Genomic DNA, 25,012 nt, shown 5'->3' on the forward strand with positions numbered 1-25,012 from the left:
CCGAACACGGAAGTTAAGCTCTTCAGCGCCGATGGTAGTCGGGGGTTTCCCCCTGTGAGAGTAGGACGCCGCCAAGCCATTACACGTAAGTGTAATATATGGAGGATTAGCTCAGCTGGGAGAGCATCTGCCTTACAAGCAGAGGGTCGGCGGTTCGAGCCCGTCATCCTCCACCATATTTGCCGGCCTAGCTCAATTGGTAGAGCAACTGACTTGTAATCAGTAGGTTGGGGGTTCAAGTCCTCTGGCCGGCACTGTTTTCCAAAAAAATACGGAGGGGTAGCGAAGTGGCTAAACGCGGCGGACTGTAAATCCGCTCCCTCAGGGTTCGGCAGTTCGAATCTGCCCCCCTCCACCATTTTTGGGCTATAGCCAAGCGGTAAGGCAACGGACTTTGACTCCGTCATGCGTTGGTTCGAATCCAGCTAGCCCAGTCTCAGACACCTTTTGCATAAAGGTGTCTTTTTTTATCGGCATTTTGTTTCGATTTTTGATTGTTCATCAGATATACTATTTTTAAGCTGCTGTTAAGGCAGTATATTCTGTATTTTCCATCTACACCCTGCCTGAAATTTGGTAAAATAAATGTAATAAAAAAATGAAACCTTTTAAAACAATCAACGTATAGATACAGACCGGTGAAGGGCAGAGGTAAGATAAAACATGGAAAACCTGATTAAAAAAAGAATCAAGCAAGTCAAAAAAGGCGATCAAAATGCGTTTGCAGAAATCGTTGACCTTTATAAAGATAAGATTTACCAGCTTTGCTACCGCATGCTCGGCAATGTTCACGAAGCGGAAGATATTGCGCAGGAAGCTTTTATCAGAGCGTATGTCAATATCGACAGTTTCGATATCAACAGAAAGTTTTCAACGTGGCTTTACAGAATTGCGACCAACCTGACCATTGACCGCATCCGCAAGAAAAAGCCTGATTACTATCTGGACGCAGAAGTAGCGGGAGCAGAAGGGCTGACGATGTATTCGCAGATCGCCGCGGACGGGGTTCTCCCTGAAGACGCCGTATTGTCATTGGAGCTGTCGGACACAATTCAGAAAAAGATTTTAAAGCTGCCTGACAAGTACAGAACGGTTATTGTATTAAAGTATATTGACGAACTCTCTTTAATTGAAATCGGGGAGATTCTGAATATCCCTGTCGGCACCGTCAAGACAAGGATACACAGAGGCAGAGAGGCTCTTAGAAAACAATTGAGGGATCTTTAAGTGGGGTGATGAAATGAGCTGTCCTGAACAGATTGTGCAGCTTATGCATAAGCATCTTGATGGAGATATCCTTCCTGAAGATGAAAACGTATTAAAACAACATTTGCAGTCATGCGGGAATTGCAAACGGCATTTTCATGAAATGGAGAAATCCGTAGCACTCGTCCGAAGCACATCGCATGTCACGGCCCCTGCTGATTTTACTGCCAAAGTTATGGCGAATCTTCCAAAAGAGAAAAAACGCGCTTCTGTAAAACGATGGATCAAAACTCATCCGATGATTGCAGCCGCAGCGGTTTTTGTGATTTTAATGGGCGGCGGTTTTTTCAACAGCTGGCATAATGACCACAATTTCAGTGTGTCCAAACAGCCGAACCTTGTCGTGCAGAATCACACGGTCACCGTCCCTGAAGGCGAGACCGTAAAGGGCGATGTCACAGTAAAAAACGGCAAGCTGTTCATTGAAGGAAAAGTCGACGGCAATGTGACCGTCGTCAACGGAGAAAAATACATGGCCTCAGCCGGACAAGTCACCGGGCAGATTGAAGAGATTAACCAATTGTTTGACTGGGTCTGGTACGAACTGAAATCGGCGGGACAGGGCGTCGTAAGCGCTTTGGACCCGAATGAAGATGAGTAAAGCGTATAATCGCTTTACTCTTTTTTTGTGCAACGCCGCGCCGGCTCATTTCACTTGAGAAATCAAAATGTGGTATAATGAGCACGCTATATGATGTACATATTGCTCATGCAGCACAATTCATAACGGAAAAAACGAAATGACTGAATTCTTGGAGGACGAGGAAATGGCTTTTGAGGACATCCCATTTTTGCAATACCTCGGCAATGCCGTTGATATTCTCCTTGTTTGGTATGTGATATATAAATTAATCATGGTCATACGCGGGACGAAGGCGGTTCAGCTTTTAAAAGGAATCGTCGTCATCGTATTGGTCCGGATGGCCAGTTCATATTTGGGACTCAGCACGCTTCAGTGGCTGATGGACCAAGCGATAACATGGGGATTTTTAGCGATCATCATTATATTCCAGCCTGAGCTGAGACGGGCGCTTGAACAGCTCGGACGGGGCCGGTTCTTTTCCAGGAGCGGAACCCCTGTGGAGGAAGCGCAGCATAAGACAATTGAAGCGATTACAAAATCGATCAGCTACATGGCGAAACGCCGCATCGGCGCACTCATCGCCATTGAGCGCGATACGGGAATGGGCGATTATATTGAGACGGGCATCCCGCTTAATGCGCAGGTCAGCTCGGAGCTTTTGATTAATATCTTCATCCCCAATACACCGCTGCATGATGGAGCGGTCATTATGAAAAATAACGAGATTGCTGCGGCTGCCTGTTATCTGCCGCTTTCTGAAAGCCCGTTTATTTCAAAGGAGCTGGGGACGCGTCACAGAGCGGCTGTCGGCATCAGTGAAGTGACGGACAGCTTAACCATTATTGTATCTGAAGAGACGGGCGCCATCAGTGTGGCCAAAAACGGAGACCTTCACAGAGAATTGACGGAAGAAGCACTGAAAGAAATGCTTGAAGCCGAGTTTAAGAAGAACGCCAGAGACACTTCTTCTAACCGCTGGTACTGGAGGGGCAAGAAAAATGGATAAATTCTTAAACAACCGCTGGGCTGTAAAGATCATTGCATTGCTCTTGGCGCTGCTGCTTTACGTTGCGGTTAACAACAACCAGGCGCCGACTCCGAAAAAGCCGGGGGAATCCTTTTTTCCGACATCAACGACTGACGAGGCTACGCTTACTGATATTCCTGTAAAAGCATACTACGATGAAGCGAACTATGTCGTCACCGGCGTGCCCCAGACGGTAAATGTCACGATTAAAGGCTCGACAAGCGCGGTGAAAAAGGCGAGACAGACGAAGAATTTTGAGATATACGCCGATATGAATAAGCTGAAGACCGGGACTCATAAGGTCGAATTGAAGGCGAAAAACGTATCGGACGGACTGACGATCTCCATTAACCCGTCAGTCACGACGGTTACGATTCAGGAAAAAACGGCTGAGAGTTTTCCCGTGGAAGTTGAATACTACAATAAAAGCAAAATGAAAAAGGGATATACCCCTCAGCAGCCGATTATCAGCCCGAAAAACGTGCAGATTACAGGTTCGAAAAATGTGATTGATAACATTTCACTTGTCAAAGCATCCGTGAACCTTGAAAATGCAAATGAGACCATTGAAAAGGAAGTGAAGGTGACCGTCTATGACAAAGACGGCAACGCACTTCCTGTTGATGTTGAACCGTCAGTCATTAAAGTGACGGTTCCCGTAGCCAGTCCGAGCAAAAAGCTTCCTTTCAAAATCGAAAGGAAGGGAAGTCTTCCGGACGGGGTGAGTGTTGCGAGTATTGACTCGAATCCGAGTGAGGTGACGGTTTACGGCCCGCAGGATGTGCTGGATTCACTGGAATTTATTGACGGCGTATCTCTTGATTTAGGCAAAATTGATAAAGATACCGATATCAATGCCGATATCCCGCTTCCTAAGGGCGTCACTAAGGTATCACCGGAAAAAATCACGCTTCATGTTAAAGTGGACAGTGAAGACAAAAAGGATTTTGACAATGTCGCAATCAAGACGGTCGGACTGGGAGGCTCACAGCAGATTGAGTTTCTCGACCCTGAATCGCAGGCGATAAATATTACGGCCAAAGGCTCTCCCGCCAACATTAAGGCGCTGAAAAAGTCGGACATTGAATTGTATGCCAATGTCTCGGACTTGGATGACGGAGAGCACTCTGTAAAGCTTGAAGTAAACGGCCCGCAAAACGTCACATGGTCCCTGTCAAAAGACACGGTTAAGATCAAGCTGACTTCTAAGAAAAACACAAGTTCAAATAAAAATGACGGCGGCTCCGCTGATTCCGGCAATAAGAACGGCACAAGCGGAGACGCAGACAAAGACAAGAGCAAGAACCGGGAAGACGACACTGACAGCGATCAGAATAAAAGTCAAAACCAGGATCAAAATCAAGACCAGGATGAAGACGGATCAAGCGCTGATTCTTCTTCAACAGAATGAAAAAGGAGCGATACAAAATGGGCAAGTATTTTGGAACAGATGGTGTAAGAGGTGTTGCCAACAGCGAGCTTACGCCAGAGCTGGCCTTTAAAGTGGGGCGTTTTGGCGGTTATGTCCTGACCAAAGATAAGCAGCGCCCGAAAGTGCTGATCGGCCGTGATACACGTATCTCCGGACATATGCTGGAGGGAGCCCTTGTCGCCGGACTTTTATCGATCGGAGCTGAAGTGATGCGCCTCGGCGTTATTTCTACGCCGGGGGTATCCTATTTAACGAAAGCCATGGATGCTGAGGCGGGCGTCATGATCTCCGCTTCTCACAACCCCGTACAGGATAACGGAATTAAATTTTTCGGAGGGGACGGCTTTAAGCTTTCTGATGAGCAGGAGGCCGAGATTGAACGTCTCATGGAGGAACCGGAAGATAAGCTGCCGAGACCGACAGGCGCGGACCTCGGGCTTGTGAACGATTATTTTGAAGGCGTTCAAAAGTATCTGCAATTTTTAAAGCAGACGGCGGACGAAGATTTTACGGGCATTCATGTAGCGCTTGACTGCGCCCATGGTGCGACATCTTCCATTGCGACGCACCTTTTTGCCGATCTCGATGCTGACGTATCTACAATGGGGACGTCTCCGAACGGATTAAACATTAATGATGGCGTCGGTTCTACACACCCGGAAGCGCTGAGTGCTTTCGTCAAAGAAAAAAACGCCGATATCGGCCTTGCGTTTGACGGAGACGGCGACCGCCTCATTGCCGTTGATGAAAAAGGAAACATCGTCGACGGCGATCAGATCATGTACATATGCGCGAAGTATTTGAAATCAGAAGGCCGTCTGAAGGATGATACCGTCGTATCGACCGTGATGAGCAACCTCGGTTTCTACAAAGCGCTTGAAAAAGAAGAAATCAAAAGCGTTCAAACGGCAGTCGGCGACCGCTATGTCGTAGAAGCGATGAAAAAAGACGGCTATAATGTCGGCGGAGAGCAGTCAGGGCACCTTATTTTCCTTGATTACAACACTACCGGCGACGGTCTTTTGTCCGCGATCATGCTTGTGAATACGCTGAAGGCGTCCGGCAAAACCCTTTCAGAACTTGCGGATGAAATGAAAAAATTCCCGCAGCTCTTAGTGAACGTGAAAGTGACGGATAAATATAAGGTAGAAGAAAACGCTAAGGTGAAGGCCGTGATTTCTGAAGTGGAAAAAGAAATGAACGGAGACGGCCGGATTTTAGTGCGCCCGTCAGGCACCGAACCGCTCGTACGCGTGATGGCGGAAGCGAGAACAAAAGAGCTTTGTGACGAATATGTCACAAAAATCGTGGATGTCGTGCGGACAGAAATGGGAGCGGAGTAGCGAAGTTTATAAGCAGAGAGCGAACAAGACAAGTGCGATCAGCATAAAATGATAGTAACATGATGCCGGGGCGGCAAAAAATAATTGACCGTCCTTGGCACATGCTGTAAAATCAAGCTTGTTCAGCCTTTGTTTTTCACTTGCAGGAAAGGCGGGATTGTTTGCATCTTTTATAATTACAGCGCCCGAACTAAGCGCCCGAAAAACGGCTTAGTTGACGAGGATGGAGGTTATCGAATTTTCGGCGGATGCCTCCCGGCTGATTCATTTAGATCACAGCCGTAAGGATTTCTTCAAACCGGAGGGGCGACTCTCCGAACAAAGGGAAATCACATGATCTTCCAAAAAAACATGTGGGAGGGGACGATTGAAAGTCCCCTTGTAATTTGACTTTCTTCGTCTCCTTTTACACCTTTAGGAGGAAGAAAATATGTGTGGAATTGTAGGTTACATCGGTCAGCTTGATGCGAAAGAGATTTTGTTAAAAGGATTAGAGAAGCTTGAGTACCGCGGCTATGACTCTGCCGGTATCGCTGTGGCGAATGAGCAGGGCGTGCATGTGTACAAAGAAAAAGGCCGCATCGCCGACCTTCGTGAAGTGGTGGATCACACGGTTGAATCTCAAGCGGGAATCGGCCATACACGCTGGGCGACTCACGGCGAACCAAGCTTCCTGAACGCTCACCCGCATCAAAGCGCACTCGGCCGCTTTACACTTGTTCATAACGGTGTGATCGAGAACTATGTTCAGCTGAAGCGCGAGTATCTTGAAAACGTTGAACTGAAAAGCGACACGGACACTGAAGTAGTCGTTCAAATGATCGAGCAATTTGTGGCGGGAGGACTCAGCACAGAAGAAGCGTTCCGCAAAACACTGACTCTGTTAAAAGGCTCTTACGCAATTGCATTATTTGACGGTGAAAACACAGACACCATTTACGTTGCAAAAAACAAAAGCCCTCTGTTAATCGGCCTTGGAGATACGTTTAACGTCGTGGCATCTGACGCGATGGCTATGCTTCAAGTAACGAATGAATACGTTGAGCTTTTGGACAAAGAAATGGTGATCGTGACAAAAGACGAAGCCGTGATTAAAAATCTTGACGGTGAAGTCATGACACGTGCGTCTTATATCGCTGAGCTTGACGCCAGTGATATCGAAAAAGGCACATACCCTCACTACATGTTAAAAGAAACGGATGAGCAGCCGCTTGTTATGCGCAAAATCATCCAAACGTATCAGGACGAAAACGGCAGACTGGCCGTGGCGGGCGATGTCGCTGACGCCGTGGCGGAAGCGGACCGCATTTATATCGTGGCTTGCGGAACGAGCTATCACGCCGGTCTTGTCGGGAAACAATATATTGAAATGTGGGCAAACGTACCGGTTGAAGTGCATGTAGCGAGTGAATTCTCTTACAACATGCCGCTTCTGTCTAAGAAGCCGCTCTTTATCTTCCTTTCTCAAAGCGGAGAAACAGCGGACAGCCGCGCCGTGCTTGTTCAAGTCAAAGCGCTGGGTCACAAAGCGCTGACGATTACAAACGTTCCGGGATCAACGCTTTCCCGTGAAGCGGATTACACATTGCTTCTGCACGCAGGCCCTGAGATCGCCGTGGCATCAACAAAAGCGTATACGGCTCAGATTGCCGTCCTCGCGATCCTTGCGTCCGTTGCAGCAGAACGCAACGGCGTTGATATCGGTTTTGATTTGGTCAAAGAATTAGGTATTGCGGCAAACGCCATGGAAGCCCTCTGCGACCAGAAGGACGAAATGGAAATGATCGCGCGTGAGTACCTGACTGTTTCAAGAAACGCTTTCTTCATCGGCCGCGGCCTTGACTACTTCGTGTGTGTCGAAGGCGCCCTGAAGCTGAAAGAGATTTCTTACATCCAGGCGGAAGGCTTCGCCGGCGGCGAGCTGAAGCATGGAACAATCGCTCTGATTGAAGAAGGAACACCGGTCTTTGCGCTTGCGACACAAGAACACGTCAACCTGAGCATCCGCGGAAACGTGAAGGAAGTCGCAGCCCGCGGCGCCAACACTTGCATCATCTCGCTGAAAGGCTTAGAAGACGCAGACGACAGATTCATCCTGCCGGAAGTCAACCCTGCGCTTGCTCCGCTGGTATCTGTTGTGCCATTGCAGCTGATCGCTTACTACGCTGCGCTGCACCGCGGCTGTGACGTTGATAAACCGCGCAACCTTGCGAAGAGTGTTACGGTGGAATAATATATTTAACCCCTTTGGTTATTAGCCAGAGGGGTTTTTTAATGCGGAAATGAGAAATACATACTCTTTGCGATTGTAAAGAAATCCCCTTTTATATATTGAAAAGGAATAACACCTGCTTTATAATACGAGATGCATTCCGGTTAACATCCATAAATGTAATCATTAGTAAATCATTTTTGTGTATGTCTCATCGAAAAGTAATCACCTCCAGTAATTTTCATCATGAATATCCATTATATAAATGTAATCAATCGATTACACTTCCAAATTATGATTAAAAAAGACTTTAAAATCCCTTTTGTATTTGTCGGCTCCTGATCCATTATGAATACCTAGACTAGATATGAAAATAACAACATTTTGCAATACTCCGGTTCAATTCTTAAAAAAGTCCTGACAACAATGATAGGAGTGGAATGATGTCAAATCTTTTAGAAATCAGAAACATCAGCAAATCTTTTGGTCATAAAGCTGTTTTAAAGGATGTTACATTCAATGTGCCTGCCGGATCAATTGTCGGTTTTATCGGTGATAACGGCGCAGGCAAGTCAACAACATTTAAAACGATATTAGGATTAATCTATCAGGATAGAGGTAAAGTGAAAATCTTTGGTAAAGAGAATCTGGATAAACATATAAAGTTCAAAGAAGATATTGGGGTCGTATTTGATGCGATGAATCTGCCCGCGCACCTTACGATAAAGCAGCTGAATCATGTATTTAAGAAACTATTCGACGCTTGGGACCAAGATCATTTTTACCGGTTGGTTCATTCTTTCTCTTTACCTATGGACAAAAAAGTGAATACATTCTCGCGCGGCATGTCAATGAAGTTATCCGTAGCTGTTGCTTTGTCGCATAATGCAAAATTATTACTTCTGGATGAAGCAACGGGAGGGCTTGATCCTTCTTCAAGAGATGATCTGTTAAATGAATTAAAAAGCTTTGTGAGTAAAAGCAACGGCGGTATTTTACTTTCATCGCACATTATGACTGATGTCGAGAAGATAGCCAGCCATATCATTATGATGAAAGATGGCAAAATTTTATTAAATGAAGAGAAAGATAAGGTTCTTGAAAGCTATACCGTTATAGACGTTGATGAAGGTCAATTGGCTGAGATTGACGAAGATATCGTTCTAGCAAAAAGGAATCATGGATCTTATTGGAGTGTGCTTGTATCGGATCAACAGAAATTGCCGAATGGCGTAACGGCCAACACCATTTCCATAGAAGAAATCAGCGTCTTTTTAACGAGGAGTGAAAACATTGAGAGGTCTGTTACTGACTAACTATTACTTGGTTTATCGAAGTTTCTTTGCATACACGGGGTTGGCCATATTGGTATCAGCAGTCATTTTTTATTTTGGGGATGCTTCAATGCATCGTTTTGTTGCTATGCTGATTATTTTGTTTGTCGTTATGCCCGCACTTGAGGTTATAAAGTATGAGAGCAAGTCTGGCTATGACAGGTATGTCCTGACTTTACCCGTCAGCAGAACAAATATTGTTCAAAGTCACTATTTCTTTTATCTTTTGGTTGTTGTGATCGGAGCTGTAATATCTTATGGTATTTTCGTTGTATACAGCCTGGGTTCTGATGAACCAATTGACGGCATATTTAATATTGTCTCTTTTGGAACGTTCATCGTTCTCTTTGCCGGTGCAATCGTTTATCCTCTTCTCTACATGATAGGCCCGGAAAAATCCGATGCTATCGTGATTGGAGGGGCAATGGGGGGACTTTTTGCTACCTTTGGATTGCAAAGTGTCGTTGGGTATGTAGCAGAACAAGTACCGCTGTCATTTTTGCACATAAATCCTTCTTTATATGTCCCGATTATATATCTCATGATCGGCGTTATCTTATATATCATTTCATTTTTCATCGCCGCAGCTATATATCATAAAAAAGAATTTTAGCAGCGTGTTTAATGTTTTATGCTGTGACAACAGGATAAGGCATGGCACGGGCTCATAAATTCACTTTAACTCCAAGGAGACAGCCGCCCGCACAATGGGCGGCAGTTCTTCTAATTAAAACTGCGTTGTCATATCGTACTCATAATCATCTTCAATTTCACATTTTTCATAGCCGATTTTGCTGTTGCGAGTGTGTTGTATTTAAAATTCCAGATGCTTGAGACTGAGAGGTTATCTTCCAGTGTGATATCGTAATTTCCTTGAGTGGAGCTGTTTGCGAGTGCGCGGTGCCACACTTTATTTTCTTCTGACATTATGCAGTGTCTTGTGTTTCCTTGACTTGGTATTTGAGTCGCGGCGGTGCCGATTCTTTTCACTATGGCGTCTTTTGGAATGCTTGTCTGTTTGGTTAAGTCGAGCCTGAGAACGGTTGAATCTGATCCGTTCGGACTGAGGCTTGTATTTCCTTTATTTTCAGCTGCGCCGCTGAATGCGAAGGTCTCGCTTCCAGCTTTGATTCGATCGTAAATGGAGAGTGTAAAGTATATATCATCAGTGTATGAGCCGCGGGACATTTTCACGTAGAACATCTCGTTATTCTCTTTCGCATCTGTAATGGCATAGATAAAAGGAAGCGGCGTATCAGGGTTTATCACTTCTGTGCCTTTACTGACCAGCACTTTATTTTTATTATAAATTTCAATGCTCATTCCCTTGTATTCACTTCTTGTTGAGCTCCTGACATAGAGTCTTTCTCCCTTATTTGCCGTGAAAGTGAAGTACGATTCTTTTTCCCCTTCCGGCAATATGGCTGTATCAATATTTTTATATTTCCAGTAGCCTACCGGATTGGCAGTTTCAAATGAGTGATTTCCTGTAATAGCGCTTATTTGTGATGAGTTCTTTTGAGACGCAGAGGCAGAGGCTGAAGGTGCAAACAATACGCCTGATAATACGATTGCACTGACAAATAGTATAGATATATACTTTTTCATGGAAAAATCCCCCTTTTTGACTACATCATACATAAAAAACCCCCATAATGTAAACATTTGTTATTTTAGGTTAAAATCAACTGGAAAACAGCCGATACAAACACTAGAACATTATCTCAAGCGGAGGTTAAAAACATGCGCCTAAACGCTCGTTATATAAAAAATCAAATAATGGCTCAGCAAGCGCTTCAGCGGTATTCTTCCAAAACAAATGTGAAAGATGCGGCAAAAGGGCCGGACAGCTTATTGATTCAGGCAAGCGGCACCCGCGATCTCAGCCAGGTGAATTATTCAAGGAGCGGTGTCACTGAGAAAGGGAGCAGTCTGTCCCGTTTATATCAATCCGCAAATCAGAAAACGATTACGGATAATGGGAATGAGACGGTAATAGACGCTAATAATCGGTATGAGTCTGAGAGTGATATTGCGAGCAAGATTCTTGATGAGAAATACAGCCGTATCAATGAAATCAATAAACGAAAACCAGATCCTTTGCATTATATTAAGGACAAATACCAGCGTGCCGATTCACCTTATTTCAGAAGTGATTTATCAGAATCGGAGCGTCAGGCTGCTTATCATAATGAAACGGAATGGCTGTTTAAGGGGAAAGCCCAGAGCTATGATTTCCGTGATGCGGCGTTTCGGGGTGAAACGCTCAACGGAGAGATTCAAGGAGAAAATGAAAAGATGTTTCAGAGAGGGCAGGTCAATCAGCAAATCGGTGTGCTTTTTCATCGGAATCATATTCAGATTCCGGAGGGTGCGAATCTTACATTTACGATATCACCGATTGATTATCTGTTAAAAGTGAGCGGGATTGACGATAAAGAGCTCACTCAGCAGATTGAAGCCGTCTTAAACTCCGGGGAAAACAGCAAAGAGCTGTTTGCGCACATCATTCGCAGCCGGAGTGATGACTCCTCGCAGTTTACGCCGGAAACATATGAGAAATATCAAGTCGTTCGGGAAATGTATGAGGTGACCGGCTATCATCTGAAAGACTTGCAGATCGTGGACGGAAAGTACGTCACAGAAGACGGCCGTGACCTTTTAGACGTCTATAAGGAAGCGCTGCAGCACGATCCTTTGCTGAAACATACGGCGGCAGAAGCGGCCGCCCATTACGGACAGGCGCTCACGAAGCTTGCGAGAACGGGTTATGACGCCATTCCTGATTTGGTGCTGTCCATTGAGTATAAAAACGGATCTCTGCGTGATGCCGGTCAAAGCAGGCAATACGGATCTGGGGATACAGATTGGCTTTCTGAATGGAAACGGGAGCTGGGTGTGCGTATATAAAATGAGAAAAAAGCTGACGAATGATGCCGTCAGCTTTTCTTTATGTGTTTTCTTAAAACTCCTCATACTCCGCCGGGTCTTGGCCGTTTATGCGTCCGTCGGGGCGGGTAAGCGAGTCGATGATGTTCATGTCGTTTTCATCAAGGGAGAAATCAAAAACAGAGATGTTTTCAAGCTGGCGCTCGGGCGATGCTGATTTTGGAATCGGGATGGCGCCCAGCTGGATATGCCAGCGCAAAATGACTTGAGAAATGGTTTTGCCGTATTTGTCCGCAATCTGTCCGAGTTTTTGATCGTTTAATACTTCGCCGGCGCGGGATAACGGGCTCCATGATTCTGTCACGATGCCCTGTTCTTCGTGCCATTGGCGCTGCTGCTGCTGATTAAAAGCGGGATGCAGTTCAATTTGGTTGATGCCTGGCTTTACGCCGGTTTCACGTTCGAGCCGTTCGATATGCTCAGGCAGGAAATTACAGACGCCGATGGAGCGGATCAGGCCCCATTTTTTCGCATCAATCAGTGCCTGCCATGCTTCCGTGTAGCGGTCTTGTTTCGGATTCGGCCAATGGACGAGATACAGGTCATAGTAGTCCAGACCGGCGCGGTATAAAGATTCTTGGATGGTTTGTACAGCTTTGTCATAGTCATGGTAGCGCCCGGGCAGCTTGGACGTCACGTATAGCTGTTCTCTCGGAACAGAGCTTCTGCGGATGGCTTCTCCGACCGTCCCTTCATTTTCATAGTTATAAGCGGTATCAATCAGACGGTAGCCGATATCAATGGCGCTGGTAATGGCATGAACGCCATTGTTTCCATTAAGAGCGTATGTACCGAAGCCGATCGCGGGAATGCTTGTCCCATCCAGCAGTTTCTTTTGCGGAATTGCTCCAGTCATCATTAAATCCCTCCTTGTTTTCTACTTTACCATTATTCTTACAAATGAAACATAATAATGGAAGGAAATGAGATGATCCGCACATGAAAAAAGCTGACGGAGAACCGCCGGCTTTAAATTTGAAACATCCATGCTACAACGGGGCCGAAGACCGACCCTAACACGGCGCAGAGCGTCATGGAAACAGAACTCATGGAGACCGTTAATTCTCCGTACTCCATTGCTTTTGAGGTGCCGAGCGCATGGGAAGCGCTCCCGAATGCAATTCCTTTCCCGAGTGAGCTGCGGATGCGGATCCACTTGAGAAGCAGCGGTCCTAAGATAACGCCGGAAAACCCTGCGATCATGACGAACACGACTGTCATGGAAGGGACACCGCCGATACCGGACGCAATCTGTATGGCGACAGGAGTCGTAATTGATTTTGGGATAATTGACAAAATCAAACTCCGGCTGATGCCGAACAGCTCTGCAAATAGCAGGCCGCTGACCATTCCGGAGAATAAACCGGCCAACACGCCGCCGATGATCGGAAACATATACTTGATTAACACCCGGCGCTGCTTATAAAGCGGGTATGCCAAAGCCACCACGGCGGGTCCGAGCAGTGAATTGATCCATTGTCCGCCGATCATATAGTCTTTATACGGAATATGAAAAACAAGCAGCACGGCGATAATGAAAATCGTAGTCGTCAAAACCGGTATGAGAAAGGGATATGGAAAGCGCACATATAATCTCACCATAGCCAGATAGGCGGCGGCCGTGAACAAAATTATAACGATTGCGATACATGCTTGCTGCACTTCTTTTTCTCCTTTCTCTGATTGGCTTTGTGCTCTAACAGCTGGCTCGCGTATCCTGCGGCGATCATTGTGACGATGGTGCTCAGCACGATGATCAGAAACAGAGCAGCCCCGCTGGCGGAAAACAGTGACGGGTAATTGATGACGCCCGTCATGGCCGGAATGAATAAGAGCGGAAGAAAAGACAGCAAAAATCCGGCTCCGTCTTCAATCATTTTGACGGGAATGATCTTAACCGATAAACATATGATCAGCAGGATCAAACCGATGATGCTTCCGGGAATGGGCAGGTGAAAGAACTGCTGAACGGCTCCCCCGATAAAGGAAAATGCGAATAAAATAATGATTTGCAAGATGATGCGTATGACTTTCACGACAATGCTGTTCTTTGGAGAAGAGCAGCTTCCCCCTTTCTTGATGTTTCTATAAGTTTCTTTACTTTTGGCACATATATTTGTACTATACAAATATATGTATGCAAAATCTTTCTATATGTTTTCTGAGTAAATGTGCATATGTTTGTATTATACAACTAATGTTGCTGTTGTCAATGTAAGGAGTGAGGCGTTTGTCAAAACAAGATCCGATTGAATTAATTGAATATGAGCTCACCACTTTTATCAGGAGAGCTGTTTATCTTGATAACTCCGACCGTAAAATCGGACATCTGGAAAGGGCTGCGTATTTGTTATTACGGCAGCTGGATGAATTCGGGCCGGCGCGTGTGAAGGAATTGGCCGAATCATTTAAGCTGGATATTTCCACATTGTCACGCCAGGCAGCGGCCTTGGAGTCGAAAGAGCTGATCCAGCGTTTTTCTGATCCTTCTGACGGGCGGGTCAGTCTGTTTGCGATTACGAAGCTTGGCAAACAGAGGTTAAAAGCTGATAAAAAGATGCGTCTTGAGCGGTATCATCGTATGCTTGACGATTGGTCCGGCGATGAAAAAGAAATGTTCAGCCGGCTTTTGCTGCGGCTGAATGAGGCATTTATCGATTAATGCATGATTTTTGCCGGGTTAAGCAGGATTATGGCGTATACAAGGGAGAATGGAAGAGAGTAAGGAAGAGAGTAAGGCTTTACGCCATTCTGCTTAGCAAAAATAATATTGAATAGGGGGCGGAAAACGTTTCTCCTGGGAAATAGTGTTTCTCGGAGGCTGCGGCATTTATTATCTCAATATTCATAATTAAATGAAAATGAAAGCGCTTTATTTTTACTCCATTGGTTCAGAGTGCAAGGTGTTTGCCTGAAAAAAACAATTGTATTTTCCACGAAAATTTATTATGATGGAATAAGGAAATTGGAGATTATATAACGATAGGAAGATAGAATATTTCTAATATTGCGGGAAATGAAGATTGAGTTAGGTTCAACAGGTGCACCTTCTGCTTCATTATTTCACATATATCAGAGCTGTTAAGAGGAGGAAGCGAAGTGGCAAACAAAGAATTAAAGAGAGGCTTAGGCGCGCGTCATATACAGATGATTGCGCTGGGCGGCACGATCGGTGTCGGTTTATTCATGGGGTCATCCAGCACGATCGGATGGACAGGGCCGTCTGTCCTGCTGGCTTATGCGATCTCGGGTATCTTTATCTTTTTTATCATGCGTGCGATGGGCGAAATGCTCTATGTAGAGCCGAGTACAGGGTCGTTTGCGACATTCGGCCATAAGTATATACATCCGTTAGCCGGCTATATGACGGCGTGGAGCAACTGGTTTCAATGGGTGATCGTCGGGATGTCTGAAATTATCGCCGTCGGTTCGTATATGAAATATTGGTTTCCTGATCTGCCGGCATGGATTCCCGGCATTATCGCCATGGCCATTCTCGGTGCGGCGAATTTAATTTCAGTAAAATCTTTCGGAGAGTTTGAATTTTGGTTTGCCATGATCAAAATCGTCACCATTATTCTGATGATTGTGGCCGGAATCGGGATTATTTTCTTCGGTTTCGGTAACGGAGGGCATGCGATCGGATTATCTAATTTATGGTCGCACGGCGGTTTCTTTACAAATGGTTTTTCAGGATTTTTCTTTGCTTTGTCTTTGGTTGTTGCGGCCTATCAAGGGGTCGAGCTGATCGGAATTACGGCAGGGGAAGCGAAGGACCCGCAAAAAACGCTGAGAAGCGCGATTCAGAGCATTATCTGGCGGATTTTAATTTTCTACATCGGTGCGATTTTCGTAATCGTTACCGTATATCCGTGGAATGAGCTTCACTCACTCGGCAGTCCGTTTGTTTCGACATTTGCGAAAGTCGGGATTACGGCGGCGGCCGGTTTGATTAACTTTGTTGTGATTACCGCTGCGATGTCCGGATGCAACAGCGGGATATTCAGTGCGGGACGTATGCTTTATACGTTAGGCGTGAACGGACAGGCGCCGAAATTCTTTAAGAAAGTTTCTTCGAGCGGTGTGCCGATATTCGGTACGCTTGCGGTATTAATCGGACTTGTGATCGGTGTCGTGCTGAACTACATCGCGCCTCCGAAAATTTTTGTTTATGTGTACAGCGCGAGTGTGCTGCCGGGAATGATTCCGTGGTTCGTCATTTTAATCAGCCATCTCGGTTTCAGAAGAGCGAAGGGCGCTGAGCTTGATAAGCATCCGTTTAAGATGCCTTTTGCGCCGTTTACAAACTATTTGACGATCGCTTTCTTACTCATGGTATTGATCGGCATGTGGTTTAACAAAGATACGCGGATTTCTTTGGTTGTCGGGGTGATTTTCCTGGCGATTGTGACGGTCAGCTATTATGCGTTCGGTATCGGCAAGCGCATGCCTGGTGAAAAATCGAAAATAGAAGACGCTGTATAATTCAAAAAGACACCTCTCTTACAGGGGTGTCTTTTTCGGCTTGTCCGCGAGTGGTATACTGGTTAAAAAAAGCAGAACCGGGGGAAACATCGATGAGTCATTACCGTACGTTATTATTTGATATAGACAATACGCTGCTGGATTTTACCGCTTCAGAAACCGATGCTCTTCAAAAATTGTTCCAAGGTTCAAAGCTGGAGCTGACGGCAGAGGTGGAAGCCCGTTATAAAGCGTTAAATCAAGGGCTGTGGCAGGCGTTTGAAGAGGGGGAAATGACCCGCGATGAAGTGGTGAATACACGGTTTGCCCTTTTATTTAAAGAATACGGCCTCGAAGCCGACGGCGTGCTGATGAATCAGGCGTACCGCCAATACTTAGAAGAAGGGCACCAGATGATAGACGGAGCTTATGAGCTGATTGAACGGCTGAGTCCTTTATTTGATTTATACATCGTGACGAACGGCGTCTCAAGATCACAATATAAGCGGCTGGGCGACTCCGGTCTGTATCCGTTTTTTAAAGATGTGTTTGTATCTGAGGACACGGGTTTTCAAAAGCCGATGAAGGAATACTTTGATTACGTGTTTGCGAGAATTCCCGGTTTTTCTGCCGGGCACGGGCTTATTATCGGCGATTCATTGAGCGCGGACATAAAAGGCGGTCAGATGGCGGGAATGGATACGTGCTGGTTTAATCCCGGAAAGAAAGCAAATGAGTCCGGGATCATCCCGACATATGAAATTCATTCGCTTGATGAGCTGTATGATGTGCTGAACGTGGAGCGAAAAGCCGCCGCTCATCTGTAAGGAGAATACGATGAAGATTGCACATACGAAGTTACTGATCAGGGGTTTTGCATTACTATCAATCTTTCATGCGATTCTTCAGCTTCCTCCCGGCCGGGGGGAGCTGAAGGTTTTTTTGTCTGTGCTCGTGATGATGCTGACGGCTAATGACTGCCTGCGGCCGCTATATATGAAGAGAAGGCCTGCTGTATATCAAGGCTCTTTTCTCCTGAGCAACGTTATCGCGGGAGTTCTTTTGTACAATGTCTATAGTGTGGGGACACAGGCCGTAATGGTGCTTTTATTGGCGGAGGTGCTTATTACTGATCAGCAGATTCCGGCTGTTTTGTTAACGGTGAATGCCGCCGCATTTGCCGCAGCTTTATACGCCGGAGGAGCGGGTGTCAGTGATATCGTGCCGCCATACTTCATCATGTTTGCGGTGATTTATTTATATCGGAAAAACCTGCAGGAGAAGTCGAAGGTAGAATTGCTGAACCGAGAGCTGAAAACCGCTAATGACACACTGAAGGAATATTCAGACCGGATTGAGGAACTGGCCGTTACGAAAGAAAGAACAAGAATTGCGCAGGAGCTGCATGATTCGCTCGGTCATTATCTGGCTGCTCTGAAAATGAATTTAGAGTTTGCCGGGAAGACAGCCGGGCATCAGCCGGACAAAGTGAAGCAGATCATTCATAAAGCGCATGATCTTACGAAAGAATCCATTTTAAAGCTTCGCCAGGCGGTTACGCTGCTGCAGGGATCTTTGTCCGGGCGGGCGTTTGAGCAAGAGCTCCGTGACATTTTCAGTCATTTTCAAGAGGCGGGAGGCATTCGCTTCGAGCTGGAGACGGACGCGGCCATAGAAACGGAACAGCCGGATGTGAAGCATTGTCTTTATCAATCCGTTCAGGAAACGATTACGAATGCGATAAAGCATGGACATGCTTCATATGTTTCTGTCCGGATTCAAAAAAACCGAAATATGATATTGGCGCACATTCATAATAACGGCTCAGCCTGCGGAACGATCATAAAATCAAATGGTCTGAAAGGAATTGAGAAAAGAGCGGCCGCACTTGGCGGAGAGGCTGTTTTCTCTTCCGGGAAGGAAACGGGTTTTGACGTGAAAATAAGGATTCCATGCAAGGAGGAATAATCAAGTGAATGTCATGATTGCAGACGACCAGTCCATTGTGAGAGAGGGGCTGAAAATGATTCTGAGTCTTCACGAAGGAATTCAAATATCGGGAGAGGCTTCTTGCGGCGAAGAGGTTCTCCGGCTGCTTTCTCAAACCGAAACCGATGTGATTTTGATGGATATCAGAATGCCCGGTATGGACGGAATCGAAACGACAAAAGCGGTAAAAGCGCGATATCCTTCCGTAAAAGTCATCATTCTGACAACGTTTGAAGATGATCACTATATTTTTGCCGGGCTGAAAAGCGGAGCCGACGGCTATCTCTTGAAGGATGCTGATTCAGATGAAATTACCGCCTCCCTTCAAGCCGTTTATGAAGGGAAGATGATGCTGAATCCCAAAATCACGGTTTCCGTCGTAAAAGCGCTGAACAATATGGAGATCCCTGCGGTGCAGGAAGAGCCGCGGTCAAAGCTGAAGGAGATTCTCACGCCGAGAGAGCTTGATGTGGCGAAACACATTATGGAAGGCAAAAGCAATAAACGCATTGCCGCAGACTTATTTCTGACTGAAGGCACTGTGAAAAACTATGTATCCAGAATCCTCGATAAACTTGAAGTGTCAAACAGAACCGAGCTTACCTTATATTTGCAAAAATTGCTATAACCCCGTTTCACCCTCCTCTCTCCCTTTTTATCACTAAACATATGACGAAAGTAATACCCATATCGAGTACGAAAGTGAATAGAAAACAAGGATCGCCAAGAGTAGAATAAGTGCAGACATGACACAAGGAGTGCTGCACGAATGCTCGAATTAACGGATTTGACAAAAAAGTACGGCGATTTTACCGCTGTCAATCATATATCACTGCGCATCGAAAAAGGAGAGATATTCGGTCTGCTGGGGCCAAACGGCGCCGGTAAATCAACAACGGTGTCGATGATCAGCACCGTGCTCCCGCCGACGGGCGGAACAATCTGTATTGACGGAGCCTCATTGCAGGAGCAGCCTGCGGCCATAAAAAAAGTGATGGGAGTCGTCCCGCAGGAAATCGCTTTATATCAAGCGTTAAGCGCAAAGGATAATTTGGCTTTTTTCGGAAGTCTGTACGGACTTTCCGGTAAGGAACTTTGTAAACGGGTTGATGAAGTGCTGGACATCATCGAATTACAGGAACAGCGAAATCAAAGGATATCTGAGTTTTCGGGCGGCATGAAAAGACGGGTGAATATCGGTGCCGCGCTAATGAATGAACCGAAACTATTCATTTTAGATGAACCGACCGTCGGAATTGATCCGCAATCCAGACACCACATTCTTGAAACCGTGAAGACGTTAAATCAAGAAAAAGGGATGACCGTCATCTACACGAGCCATTACATGGAAGAGGCCGAATACCTCTGTGAAAAAGCGGCGATCATGGATCACGGCTCAATCATTGCCTGCGGGACGAAAGACGAATTGAAGCAGTCAGCCAAAGCCTCTGATACCCTGACCGTGAATGCAGAGGGGCTGAATGATGATGCCGTTAAAAAAATCCGCCGCATTCCCGGTGTTGCCGAGGCTGCTGTCAGCCGGCAGACCATTACGATGCTCGTCTCTGCGGCAGATCGCAATATCCTTGATATTGCGGATGATATCAGGAAAACCGGTATCACCATTAAGGGCATTCATTTCGAGGAAGCCAATCTGGAAAGCATTTTCCTCCGGCTCACCGGCAAAACGCTGCGGGATTCATAGGGGGCGTCATGAAAATATTATTCAGGCTGATCTTATTAGATTTTCGGTTATTGGCCGGCGCAAAGTCTTTCTATATAAAACTGCTTCTGTTTCCGGCGCTGATGATTTTCATTTTAGGAACGGTTTTTCACGGCGATTCAAAAGTGAAGCCATTTCAGACCGCGTTTTATAATGCGGATCACGCGGAGAGTTCTTTGGGTGACCAATTAAAGAATGACGTGCTGAACCAAAATGATCTCATCCGTGTAAAAGATATAGGCAGTTATCAAGAAGGGAAACAGCTTGTCGAAAGCGGCAAAGTCTCCGTTTTTGTATACGTGCCGAAAGGCTTTGCAAAAGCGGCGGAACACAATGAAAAAACAAGTATCAAAGTCATCTCGGACCAACAAGGCTCTGTAAACGGAGACATTGTGGAAATGATGGCCGATTCGTTTGTCACCAGAGTAAAAGCGGAATTCAGCGAAGAAAAAGCGGTGCTGAAGCAGTCGGGACATCTGTCAAAGGGAGATGTCAGCAAAATCATCAGCGGCCTTTCGGGTGAACGTGGACAGGCTGTCACCATTCCGAAACAGTCCGCAGGCAATCACGCGGCTCCGATTGATGCGATGCAGTATTATTCAATCGCAATGGTCGTCATGTTCTCCATTATGACCGCGTTTGCGCTCATTCACGGGATAGTGGAAGAGAGACAGCAGCACACGTTATTCAGAATCAAATCAATGCCTGTTTTACGTATCCAATACGTGGCGGGTAAGCTTTTGGGAATCATGTTTGCCATCCTGATGCAAATGGCTGCCGTCATCATCGCAAGCAGCATCTTGTATCAGGTAAAATGGGGCAATTTGTTTGAAGTATTGCTGGTGACGATCGTTTATTCATTTGCGATCGGCAGTATTGTGCTCCTTTGGGGGGTTACTGCAAAAAACCACGAGACCGTCTCAAGCATGGCGGCTCCTATTCTGTATGGCTTCAGTTTTTTAGGCGGAAGCTTTATCGCAAAAGGCGGCTTGCCTGACAGTTTGAAAATCGTGCAGGAGCTGATACCGAACGGCAAAGCGATCAACAGCTATGTCAGTGTCACGCAGTATGCCGGTCTGAGCGGTATTGCGGCGGATTTGGCAGAGCTTGCCGCCATCGGCGCCGTGTTTTTATGTTTGACCGTCTGGGTGTTTAAACGGAAGGAGGCGGTTTCATGATGCAGCTGTTATTCATGATCAGACATCAGCTGAAACTGATGCTGCAAAATCGGGCTGCCATCTTTGCGACGATTTCCGCTCCGCTCCTTCTCACATATTTCTTTTCCTTTTCTGCGGAAGGCAGTCAGCAGAAGGAAGTATATGTAGCTGATGAGGATCAGAGCGCCTATTCAGCGCAATTTATGAAAATGATTCAGACAGCCGGCCATATAAAAGTCACGAAGGTCACGGAGGACGTATTAAAAACAAAGGTTAATCATCAGGATATATCCTTTGGATTGCTGATCGGCTCTCATTTTGAAGAGACATTATTTTCCGGAGATGAATTGAACGTTTCATTTATTCAGAATGAAGAAAAGGGTGATGCTGTTTTGACAGAGCAGCTGATTGCACAGCAGGCGGGCGCGCTGAAAAAAATAGTCCGCGATGCAAAAGTGATATCCCGCACGCTGCACACCGATGGGAAGCAGGCGGCAGCTGATCTCTTGAAGGATATTCAGGGTCATTCCGCCGTCACCGTTGACCGCCATCACGTTTATGCAGGCGGGCAGGCGGCCGACAGACTCATCGGATTTTTAGTGATGTTTATCTGGTTCGTTGCAGTCCAAAGCCTGCGATCATTTATAGATGAACAAGAAAATCATACATATGACAGATTGCTGAGCACGCCCGTTTCCTATACGGCATATGCAATTTCTAAGTTTGCGGCGGCGTATCTTTTCGGACTTCTCCATATTATCGTGATTCTCGCTGCCGGAACATTCATGCTGCACATCCGTTTTGCTGATCATGTTTTTGCTGCGGGAGCGGTGCTTGCGGCCTGCTCGTTTGCGCTGACTGCTGTAACGATGGCCGTGATACCGTTCATGAAGAGCCAAAAGCAATTCACGTCGCTTGCTTCCGTTTTTATAGCTGTCACGGGTTTATTGGGAGGGGCGTTCTTCACATTAGACACGGCTCCGGAGTACATGCGGATGCTGTCATTGTTTACCCCTGAAAAATGGGCGATCGGCGCGTTTCAAAACAATGGCGGAGGCAGCATGCAGATAGTGCCGCTGAGCCTGTTTCTTGCCGCCGGTGCAGCGTCATTGGTTTTATCACTCTATTTGATAAACCGTAATATGAAAAAACACAGTTAGGAGGATGGCTGCTTTGTATATGGCAGAAATCATCGGAATCATAGAAGTGCTCGCTGGAGCCGCAATGAACGTATGGATCGGCTGGCTCGGAAAAACCTTTTTCGGTAAAGATGACAGAAGTTCAAGAGTCGTGTTAAGAATCTGCGGCATCTTTCTCATAATCAATGGCGTTTCCAGAGCGTTTCATATCTAGTTCACAAAATATTCCGGACTCTTTTATAAAATGTAATCTTTTTCCTTGGGAATCATGTAAAATAGTATAGGATTCTACGAAAAGATTAAGAGGAGGAAGAAACATGAAAAAGAGACTCGTTATGCTATTTGCCGCGGCCGCCGCTGCTTTGTTGCTTGTGAGCGGGTTGTGGGCTCCGTCAGCGTCTGCGGCGCCCGCTCCTGCTTTAACACAAATCCGTATTATCGGTGTGACGTCTGACGGTCAGAATTACCAATGGGAAAATATCGGGCCGAACCAAATCAGCGCATCAAAACCGATGAAGGGGACAACGGGTTATTTAGCCGTATATTTCCAAGGGTATCCGAACAATAACTCGATCCAGGCGTTTAACAACGGAACGAATATTACAAATCTTACGTCAAAAGCGCTGGAAGATGAATATACGAAAAACGGCAATATCGTTACAGGCTATATTAAATATTACAGCGTTCCTCTTTCTTATGTCAGTTCAGGAACGTTCTCTTTCTCCGCAACGGGGCTGAACGGGCCGTACACGCCGTTAAGCAGCGGATTTTTCTCCATTCAGGTACAGAGTTAAAACAGCCGCCCGGTGCTTTCATGTATAGTTTTTCTCTCTTTCCGGGAAGCTATTCCTAAAGAAAAGGGAGGGCTTACATGATGGACAGGACACTTGGATATTTGCGCGAGTCGCTTTCGAACCACTTGGAGCATGATGTGTGCCGGGGGATTTATAAAAAGCTTCAGGTGAAGCATTATGCAAATGAAGGCGAGTTCGTGAAAGATCTAAATGATCTGGAAATGGATGCGCTGAATCAGGTGCTTGAAAAGGAAATCAAATATGCTGAGAACGAGCAGGATGAGAAGCGCACGATGGAATTGAATGAAGTATATGAGCTCCTGTTTTAAAAAGCCTCCCGGCGGCCGGGAGGCTTTTTTATTGTTTCGGAAACAGTTTACAGAATCATCCAACCCTTTGTATAATGGATAGTTGTGAAAAACACAGACGGAGGAGAATCATGAACGAAATAAAAAAACAGACGGTTCTTGAGTTGTCATCGGTTGAAAAAGCTTTGGTTTTTCTGGTGCCGCCATTATTAGGGCTGGTCATCGGATGGTTTCTGCCGGTCATTGCGAAGTGGGCCGTAACATTGGATTGGCTGCCTTTTCACGGGCCGCTGGAAATAATCGCTTCCTTTCACGGATGGAAGGCTGCGGCTGCAACTGCCGTTATCGGCTTAATTGGGGGAGTGTGGCTGACGCAGGCAGCTTTTAAAGAAAGTCTTGTCGCAGTCGTGACGGACAGCGAGGTGTCCTTAACCATATATAATGAAGAAAGCGTGTTTTCGAAAGACAGCATTTCCGGTGTGTTTACGGATGGGAAGTATCTTGTCTTATTAGGCACTGAAGGACAGGAGCTTTTTCGGGAGAAGCTTGAGCCGGCGGTTGAAAAAGCGGCTGATGCGTTTCGCGCGCATGGGTATGTCTGGCTGGGGACGGAAGATCCTTTTAAAGAAGAATACAAACGGTGGGTGCCGGACACGCCGGATTTGGAGCCTGGGGCAAATGCTCTTTTAAAAGCGAGAGAAAAGGCGCTGAAAGAGGAGGAAAAGGCAGATGCGAAAGAGCTGAAAGCGGAAATATCCAAACTGGGCATTACTGTGCGGGAGAAAGGATCGCGCCAATATTGGCGGATCTATAAAACGCCGTCTGCATAAAAAAGCTGCCGCCGTTTGATACGGCCGGGCAGCCCGGGAACAGATTATTTCTTCTTGTCATCATAATATTGAACCGGGTACATGGAGCCTTCCGATACCATTTTGTTGTCTTCAATATCTTCGGGATGCGGATTGCCTGCTTTGTTGACGGGGAATGATTCAATATCCTGCTTCCCGGAGAGCGATGTTTTCATATTGCGGATAAAGTTCATCACCTTTTGGCGGTTTGATTTATCTTTGAGCAGGTAGGAAGTCACTCCGACAGTCGACACGGCAAGTCCTGAAATGAGCAGTTTTTGTTTCACGATAAAAACTCCTTTCTATTTCTGGCTTGCAGTAGTTATTCCCGCTTAACGGCTGTTTAAACATCGGAAGGTTAATTTTGGCTTGCCGCTTTAATGCGATAAAGATTGACAAAACTATTTTCAGAATAATATTATAAATATATGATAGCGCTGGAGT

The 25,012-nt window shown here is 46.0% G+C and carries 25 protein-coding genes, 4 tRNA genes, 1 rRNA gene and 1 pseudogene; 26 read left to right on the top strand and 5 right to left on the bottom strand.

Annotation, left to right across the window (positions count from 1 at the left end; genetic code table 11):
• From rrf to ACWJJ4_RS17680, 13 genes are all read left to right on the top strand, one after another.
• A 5S ribosomal RNA gene (gene rrf / locus ACWJJ4_RS17620) occupies nt 1-77 on the top strand; the annotation flags it as partial.
• A gap of 23 nt (nt 78-100) precedes the next feature.
• A tRNA-Val gene (locus ACWJJ4_RS17625) sits at nt 101-176 on the top strand.
• Between the two features lie 5 nt (nt 177-181).
• A tRNA-Thr gene (locus tag ACWJJ4_RS17630) sits at nt 182-254 on the top strand.
• Nucleotides 255-273: 19 nt separating this feature from the next.
• Nucleotides 274-358 (top strand) — tRNA-Tyr (locus ACWJJ4_RS17635).
• 4 nt (nt 359-362) lie between these two features.
• Nucleotides 363-434, top strand: a tRNA-Gln gene (locus ACWJJ4_RS17640).
• Between the two features lie 229 nt (nt 435-663).
• Nucleotides 664-1,227, top strand: coding sequence for an RNA polymerase sigma factor SigW (gene sigW, locus ACWJJ4_RS17645; RefSeq protein ID WP_003156766.1), 564 nt, complete (start codon nt 664-666; stop codon nt 1,225-1,227).
• Nucleotides 1,228-1,240: 13 nt separating this feature from the next.
• Complete coding sequence (gene rsiW, locus ACWJJ4_RS17650; protein ID WP_003156765.1) at nt 1,241-1,867, top strand: anti-sigma-W factor RsiW; 627 nt, start codon at nt 1,241-1,243, stop codon at nt 1,865-1,867.
• Between the two features lie 166 nt (nt 1,868-2,033).
• Nucleotides 2,034-2,855 carry a diadenylate cyclase CdaA gene (gene cdaA, locus ACWJJ4_RS17655; RefSeq protein WP_003156763.1) on the top strand — a complete coding sequence of 274 codons (822 nt, stop codon included), beginning with the start codon at nt 2,034-2,036 and terminating at the stop codon, nt 2,853-2,855.
• Nucleotides 2,848-4,287, top strand: coding sequence for a CdaR family protein (locus tag ACWJJ4_RS17660; RefSeq protein ID WP_003156761.1), 1,440 nt, complete (start codon nt 2,848-2,850; stop codon nt 4,285-4,287). Before cdaA ends, ACWJJ4_RS17660 begins: the two co-directional genes overlap by 8 nt.
• 17 nt (nt 4,288-4,304) lie before the next feature.
• Entirely contained in the window at nt 4,305-5,651 is a 1,347-nt protein-coding gene (glmM, locus tag ACWJJ4_RS17665) for a phosphoglucosamine mutase (protein WP_003156759.1), read from the top strand.
• Nucleotides 5,652-6,081: 430 nt separating this feature from the next.
• Nucleotides 6,082-7,884 carry a glutamine--fructose-6-phosphate transaminase (isomerizing) gene (glmS, locus tag ACWJJ4_RS17670; protein ID WP_003156758.1) on the top strand — a complete coding sequence of 601 codons (1,803 nt, stop codon included), beginning with the start codon at nt 6,082-6,084 and terminating at the stop codon, nt 7,882-7,884.
• Nucleotides 7,885-8,306: 422 nt separating this feature from the next.
• On the top strand, nt 8,307-9,179 hold the full coding sequence (locus ACWJJ4_RS17675; RefSeq protein WP_070081292.1) for an ABC transporter ATP-binding protein: 873 nt from the start codon (nt 8,307-8,309) through the stop codon (nt 9,177-9,179).
• Nucleotides 9,157-9,810, top strand: coding sequence for an ABC-2 transporter permease (locus tag ACWJJ4_RS17680; protein ID WP_102421943.1), 654 nt, complete (start codon nt 9,157-9,159; stop codon nt 9,808-9,810). The genes ACWJJ4_RS17675 and ACWJJ4_RS17680 overlap by 23 nt, the downstream gene beginning before the upstream one ends.
• A gap of 114 nt (nt 9,811-9,924) precedes the next feature.
• Here the strand turns inward: ACWJJ4_RS17680 and ACWJJ4_RS17685 are convergent.
• A pseudogene (locus ACWJJ4_RS17685) lies at nt 9,925-10,805 on the bottom strand (hypothetical protein).
• Between the two features lie 135 nt (nt 10,806-10,940).
• Here ACWJJ4_RS17685 and ACWJJ4_RS17690 point away from each other — a divergent pair.
• Nucleotides 10,941-12,107, top strand: coding sequence for a DUF4885 family protein (locus ACWJJ4_RS17690; protein WP_146276025.1), 1,167 nt, complete (start codon nt 10,941-10,943; stop codon nt 12,105-12,107).
• Nucleotides 12,108-12,159: 52 nt separating this feature from the next.
• On the opposite strand, the gene ACWJJ4_RS17695 is transcribed toward ACWJJ4_RS17690, so the two are convergent.
• The 3 genes from ACWJJ4_RS17695 to ACWJJ4_RS17705 form a co-directional block, all read right to left on the bottom strand.
• Entirely contained in the window at nt 12,160-13,005 is an 846-nt protein-coding gene (locus tag ACWJJ4_RS17695) for an aldo/keto reductase (RefSeq protein ID WP_014416784.1), read from the bottom strand.
• Nucleotides 13,006-13,115: 110 nt separating this feature from the next.
• Nucleotides 13,116-13,808, bottom strand: a complete 693-nt coding sequence (locus ACWJJ4_RS17700) for an LrgB family protein (RefSeq protein ID WP_063636933.1) — start codon at nt 13,806-13,808, stop codon at nt 13,116-13,118.
• Nucleotides 13,778-14,182, bottom strand: a complete 405-nt coding sequence (locus ACWJJ4_RS17705) for a CidA/LrgA family holin-like protein (RefSeq protein ID WP_003156751.1) — start codon at nt 14,180-14,182, stop codon at nt 13,778-13,780. Before ACWJJ4_RS17705 ends, ACWJJ4_RS17700 begins: the two co-directional genes overlap by 31 nt.
• A 194-nt stretch (nt 14,183-14,376) precedes the next feature.
• Here ACWJJ4_RS17705 and ACWJJ4_RS17710 point away from each other — a divergent pair, with 194 nt between their 5' ends.
• The 12 genes from ACWJJ4_RS17710 (at nt 14,377) to ACWJJ4_RS17765 (ending at nt 24,550) form a co-directional block, all read left to right on the top strand.
• On the top strand, nt 14,377-14,808 hold the full coding sequence (locus ACWJJ4_RS17710; RefSeq protein WP_070081297.1) for a MarR family winged helix-turn-helix transcriptional regulator: 432 nt from the start codon (nt 14,377-14,379) through the stop codon (nt 14,806-14,808).
• Nucleotides 14,809-15,245: 437 nt separating this feature from the next.
• Nucleotides 15,246-16,631, top strand: a complete 1,386-nt coding sequence (locus ACWJJ4_RS17715; RefSeq protein WP_003156747.1) for an amino acid permease — start codon at nt 15,246-15,248, stop codon at nt 16,629-16,631.
• Nucleotides 16,632-16,723: 92 nt separating this feature from the next.
• Entirely contained in the window at nt 16,724-17,437 is a 714-nt protein-coding gene (locus tag ACWJJ4_RS17720; protein ID WP_032872660.1) for a YjjG family noncanonical pyrimidine nucleotidase, read from the top strand.
• Nucleotides 17,438-17,447: 10 nt separating this feature from the next.
• Nucleotides 17,448-18,578 (top strand): sensor histidine kinase, encoded by a 1,131-nt coding sequence (locus ACWJJ4_RS17725; protein ID WP_368779325.1) that lies wholly within the window; start codon nt 17,448-17,450, stop codon nt 18,576-18,578.
• A gap of 4 nt (nt 18,579-18,582) precedes the next feature.
• On the top strand, nt 18,583-19,227 hold the full coding sequence (locus ACWJJ4_RS17730) for a response regulator (protein WP_070081300.1): 645 nt from the start codon (nt 18,583-18,585) through the stop codon (nt 19,225-19,227).
• Nucleotides 19,228-19,368: 141 nt separating this feature from the next.
• Complete coding sequence (locus ACWJJ4_RS17735; protein ID WP_102421939.1) at nt 19,369-20,304, top strand: ABC transporter ATP-binding protein; 936 nt, start codon at nt 19,369-19,371, stop codon at nt 20,302-20,304.
• Nucleotides 20,305-20,312: 8 nt separating this feature from the next.
• Nucleotides 20,313-21,500 (top strand): ABC transporter permease, encoded by a 1,188-nt coding sequence (locus ACWJJ4_RS17740; protein WP_146283863.1) that lies wholly within the window; start codon nt 20,313-20,315, stop codon nt 21,498-21,500.
• A complete protein-coding gene (locus ACWJJ4_RS17745) occupies nt 21,497-22,639 on the top strand; it encodes an ABC transporter permease (RefSeq protein ID WP_146283862.1) in 1,143 nt (380 codons plus the stop codon). Before ACWJJ4_RS17740 ends, ACWJJ4_RS17745 begins: the two co-directional genes overlap by 4 nt.
• A gap of 13 nt (nt 22,640-22,652) precedes the next feature.
• Nucleotides 22,653-22,832, top strand: coding sequence for a hypothetical protein (locus ACWJJ4_RS17750; RefSeq protein ID WP_003156739.1), 180 nt, complete (start codon nt 22,653-22,655; stop codon nt 22,830-22,832).
• Between the two features lie 103 nt (nt 22,833-22,935).
• Nucleotides 22,936-23,412, top strand: a complete 477-nt coding sequence (locus ACWJJ4_RS17755; RefSeq protein ID WP_015239070.1) for a DUF4879 domain-containing protein — start codon at nt 22,936-22,938, stop codon at nt 23,410-23,412.
• A gap of 80 nt (nt 23,413-23,492) precedes the next feature.
• Nucleotides 23,493-23,741 (top strand): sigma-G-dependent sporulation-specific acid-soluble spore protein CsgA, encoded by a 249-nt coding sequence (locus tag ACWJJ4_RS17760; protein ID WP_007408989.1) that lies wholly within the window; start codon nt 23,493-23,495, stop codon nt 23,739-23,741.
• Nucleotides 23,742-23,851: 110 nt separating this feature from the next.
• Entirely contained in the window at nt 23,852-24,550 is a 699-nt protein-coding gene (locus ACWJJ4_RS17765) for a YqeB family protein (protein ID WP_063174898.1), read from the top strand.
• Between the two features lie 44 nt (nt 24,551-24,594).
• Here ACWJJ4_RS17765 and ACWJJ4_RS17770 read toward each other — a convergent pair whose 3' ends face one another.
• Nucleotides 24,595-24,855 (bottom strand): hypothetical protein, encoded by a 261-nt coding sequence (locus tag ACWJJ4_RS17770; RefSeq protein ID WP_003156732.1) that lies wholly within the window; start codon nt 24,853-24,855, stop codon nt 24,595-24,597.
• Between the last annotated feature and the right edge of the window lie 157 nt (nt 24,856-25,012).

It is taken from the genome of Bacillus sp. JK62 (genome assembly GCF_053663455.1).

Bases quoted from the DNA above. Each gene is read 5' to 3' on its own strand.
- sigW (WP_003156766.1), top strand. From the start codon at position 664: ATGGAAAACCTGATTAAAAAAAGAATCAAGCAAGTCAAAAAAGGCGAT.
- rsiW (WP_003156765.1), top strand. From the start codon at position 1,241: ATGAGCTGTCCTGAACAGATTGTGCAGCTTATGCATAAGCATCTTGAT.
- cdaA (WP_003156763.1), top strand. From the start codon at position 2,034: ATGGCTTTTGAGGACATCCCATTTTTGCAATACCTCGGCAATGCCGTT.
- ACWJJ4_RS17660 (WP_003156761.1), top strand. From the start codon at position 2,848: ATGGATAAATTCTTAAACAACCGCTGGGCTGTAAAGATCATTGCATTG.
- glmM (WP_003156759.1), top strand. From the start codon at position 4,305: ATGGGCAAGTATTTTGGAACAGATGGTGTAAGAGGTGTTGCCAACAGC.
- glmS (WP_003156758.1), top strand. From the start codon at position 6,082: ATGTGTGGAATTGTAGGTTACATCGGTCAGCTTGATGCGAAAGAGATT.
- ACWJJ4_RS17675 (WP_070081292.1), top strand. From the start codon at position 8,307: ATGTCAAATCTTTTAGAAATCAGAAACATCAGCAAATCTTTTGGTCAT.
- ACWJJ4_RS17690 (WP_146276025.1), top strand. From the start codon at position 10,941: ATGCGCCTAAACGCTCGTTATATAAAAAATCAAATAATGGCTCAGCAA.
- ACWJJ4_RS17695 (WP_014416784.1), bottom strand. From the start codon at position 13,005: ATGATGACTGGAGCAATTCCGCAAAAGAAACTGCTGGATGGGACAAGC.
- ACWJJ4_RS17720 (WP_032872660.1), top strand. From the start codon at position 16,724: ATGAGTCATTACCGTACGTTATTATTTGATATAGACAATACGCTGCTG.
- ACWJJ4_RS17725 (WP_368779325.1), top strand. From the start codon at position 17,448: ATGAAGATTGCACATACGAAGTTACTGATCAGGGGTTTTGCATTACTA.
- ACWJJ4_RS17735 (WP_102421939.1), top strand. From the start codon at position 19,369: ATGCTCGAATTAACGGATTTGACAAAAAAGTACGGCGATTTTACCGCT.
- ACWJJ4_RS17740 (WP_146283863.1), top strand. From the start codon at position 20,313: ATGAAAATATTATTCAGGCTGATCTTATTAGATTTTCGGTTATTGGCC.
- ACWJJ4_RS17745 (WP_146283862.1), top strand. From the start codon at position 21,497: ATGATGCAGCTGTTATTCATGATCAGACATCAGCTGAAACTGATGCTG.
- ACWJJ4_RS17755 (WP_015239070.1), top strand. From the start codon at position 22,936: ATGAAAAAGAGACTCGTTATGCTATTTGCCGCGGCCGCCGCTGCTTTG.
- ACWJJ4_RS17760 (WP_007408989.1), top strand. From the start codon at position 23,493: ATGGACAGGACACTTGGATATTTGCGCGAGTCGCTTTCGAACCACTTG.
- ACWJJ4_RS17765 (WP_063174898.1), top strand. From the start codon at position 23,852: ATGAACGAAATAAAAAAACAGACGGTTCTTGAGTTGTCATCGGTTGAA.